The following is a 2,942-nucleotide window of genomic DNA, read 5'->3' on the forward strand; positions in this document are numbered from 1 at the left end:
GTCATCTGAACCAGAAATCGCCCGCTTGCCATCCTCCGTGACGGCTACTGCATTTACCGAATTGCTATGACAATTGAGAGTAAACTGTTCCTTTCCAGTTGTTAAATCCCAGACTTTGAGGGTGTTGTCATCTGAACCAGAAATCGCCCGCTTGCCATCCTCCGTGACGGCTACTGCATTTACCGAATTGCTATGACAATTGAAAGTAAACTGTTCATTTTCAGTTGTTAAATCCCAGACTCTAAGGGTTGTATCATATGCACCAGAAATCGCCCGCCTGCCATCATCAGTGACAGCAACTGCATTTACCGAGCCGCTGTTAATATTGAAAGTAAACTGTTCATTTCTAGTTGTCAAATCCCAGACTTTAAGGGTGTTTTCATATGAAACAGAAATTGCCTGTTTGCCATTAGTAGTGACAGTGACTGCATTTACCTGTCTGTGACCATTGAGAGTAAACAGTTCATTTCCAGTTGCTAAATCCCAGACTTTGAGGGTGTTGTCCCACGAACCAGAAATCGCCCGCTTGCCATCAGCAGTGATTGCTACTGCATTTACCGAATCGCTATGACCATTGAGAGTAAACAGTTCCTTTCGAGTTGTTAAATCCCAGACTTTGAGGGTGTTGTCCCACGAACCAGAAACCGCCCGTTTGCCGTCGGGGGTGACTGCTACTCCATGTACCGAGTTGCTGTGACCATTGAGAGTAAACACTTCCTCTCCAGTGGTTAAATCCCAGACTTTGAGGGTGTTGTCATCTGAACCAGAAATCGCCCGATTGCCATCAGTAGTGACTGCTACTGCATTTACCGAATCGCTATGACCATTGAGAGTAAACAGTTCATTTCGAGTTGTTAAATCCCAGACTTTAAGGGTGTTGTCATCTGAACCAGAAATCGCCCGCTTGCCGTCGGGGGTGACGGCTACTGCATATACCTGTCTGTGACCATTGAGAGTAAACAGTTCCTTTCCAGTGGTTAAATCCCAGACTTTGAGGGTTTGGTCTCTTGAACCAGAAATCGCCCGCTTGCCATCCTCCGTGACGGCTACTGCTTTTACCGACTTGCTGTGACCCTGTAGGGTGCGTAGCAATCCCCTGCGAGGGGGAGTTAAACAGGGTGTCAAAGGACACAACCAAGGTGCTGCTTTCCACTGTTTTGCTACCTCTGGCATTGCCTGAATTGCCTGAATATTAAAGTGCAGCAACCGCCCTAACAATTGCCCTGCCAGTTGCATCTTATCTCGCTCCAAAATATCGGCTGACATCCACAGTGCCACTTGAATCAAGCTCAGAGTTTTCATTTTTTCTGGGTTGTACTCTGGGTGAGTTACTGCTTCTGAACCGCCAACCAAATTGAAATCATCAATAAGTGCCTGCACCCCAAACTCAGAATGTTGAATCTTTGCCATCAGAAAATTAAAATCTGTCAGTTTTTGATAATACTTTTCTAAATTACCGGACTTGACATAATTTGGCAGTAAGCTGCCCAGATAAGCACGTTGATAGGAAAGTGGTTTGGCCGCTAACTTGTCAGCAAATTCTCTTGGGTAAACAGGGGTAGAGATGGGATTTGCCAGAGGTGAGGAATTCATGTTAGTGCCTCCACCCCTTCTAGCCGCAGGAAATATACTCGGCCGGATGCGTCGCCTGCGACAATTGTGGCTCCATCGGGTGCAATAGCGCAAGAGGCGATCGAACTTTCACCCGTGAAAGTGGCAATGACATTTCCACTCGACAAATCCCAGACTTTGAGGGTTTTGTCTCTTGAACCAGAAATCGCCCGTTTCCCGTTCGGGGTGATGGCTACTGCTTTTACTGAGTCGCTGTGACCTTTGAGAATAAACTCTTCCTTTCGAGTTGTTAAATCCCAGACTTTGAGGGTTTTGTCTCTTGAACCAGAAATTGCTCGCTTCCCATCAGCGGTCACAGCAACTGCATTTACCGTTACTGAGTAACTGTGACCTTCAAGAGTAAACTCTTCCTTTCGAGTTGTTAAATCCCAGACTTTGAGTGTTTTGTCTGATGAACCAGAAATCGCCCGATTGCCATCAGCAGTGACGGCTACTGCTTTTACCCAGTTACTGTGGCCTTTGAGAGTAAACTGTTCCCTTCCAATTGACAAATCCCAGACTTTGAGAGTTTTGTCCAAAGAACCGGAAACTGCCTGCTTGCCATCAGCAGTGACGGCTACTGCTTTTACCCAGTCGCTATGACCAGTGAGAGTAAATAGTTCGTCTCTGGTTATTAAATCCCAGACTTTGAGCGTCTTGTCCCAGGAACCGGAAATCGCCCGCTTCCCATCAGCAGTGACAGCAACTGCATTTACCGAGTTGCTGTGACCGATGAGAGAAAACTGTTTATCTCCTGTTGTGAAACTCCAAACTGTGATGGTCTTGTCCGATGAACCAGAAATCGCCCGCTTCCCATCAGCAGTGACAGCAACTGCATTTACTGAGTTGCTGTGACCTTCAGAAGTAAACTCTTCCTTTCCAGTTGTTAAATTCCAGACTTTGATAGTGTTGTCCCAGGAACCAGAAATCGCCCGCTTGCCATCAGCAGTGACGGCAACTGCATTTACCGAGTTGCTGTGACCAGTGAGAGTAAACTCTTCCTTTCCAGTGGTTAAATCCCAGACTTTGATGGTGTTGTCTCTTGAACCAGAAATTGCCCGTTTCCCATCAGCAGTAACGGCTGCTGCTTTTACCAAGGATTTGTGACCAGTGAGAGTAAACAGTTCCTTTCCAGTGGTTAAATTCCAGACTTTGAGAGTGTTGTCAAAAGAAGCAGAAATTGCCCGCTTCCCATCAGCAGTGACAGCAACTGCTTTTACTGAGTTGCTATGACCTTCGAGACTAAACTCTTGCTTTCCAGTTATTAAATTCCAGACTTTGATGCTGTCGTCATCTGAACCAGAAATCGCCCATTTACCATCAGCAGTGAC

At 46.3% G+C, this 2,942-nt stretch carries 2 protein-coding genes; both read right to left on the reverse strand.

Translation table 11 applies throughout. The features are described 5' to 3' along the window. Positions 1-1,593 (reverse strand): WD40 repeat domain-containing protein (locus QUB08_RS21875; protein ID WP_333227053.1); only part of this gene is annotated, 1,593 nt, incomplete at its 3' end. Next, a partial coding sequence (locus QUB08_RS21880) for a WD40 repeat domain-containing protein (protein ID WP_445300943.1) occupies positions 1,590-2,942 on the reverse strand: 1,353 nt, incomplete at its 5' end. The genes QUB08_RS21880 and QUB08_RS21875, both read right to left, overlap by 4 nt.

The sequence above is a fragment of the Microcoleus sp. BR0-C5 genome, assembly GCF_036705045.1.
GTDB lineage: Bacteria > Cyanobacteriota > Cyanobacteriia > Cyanobacteriales > Microcoleaceae > Microcoleus.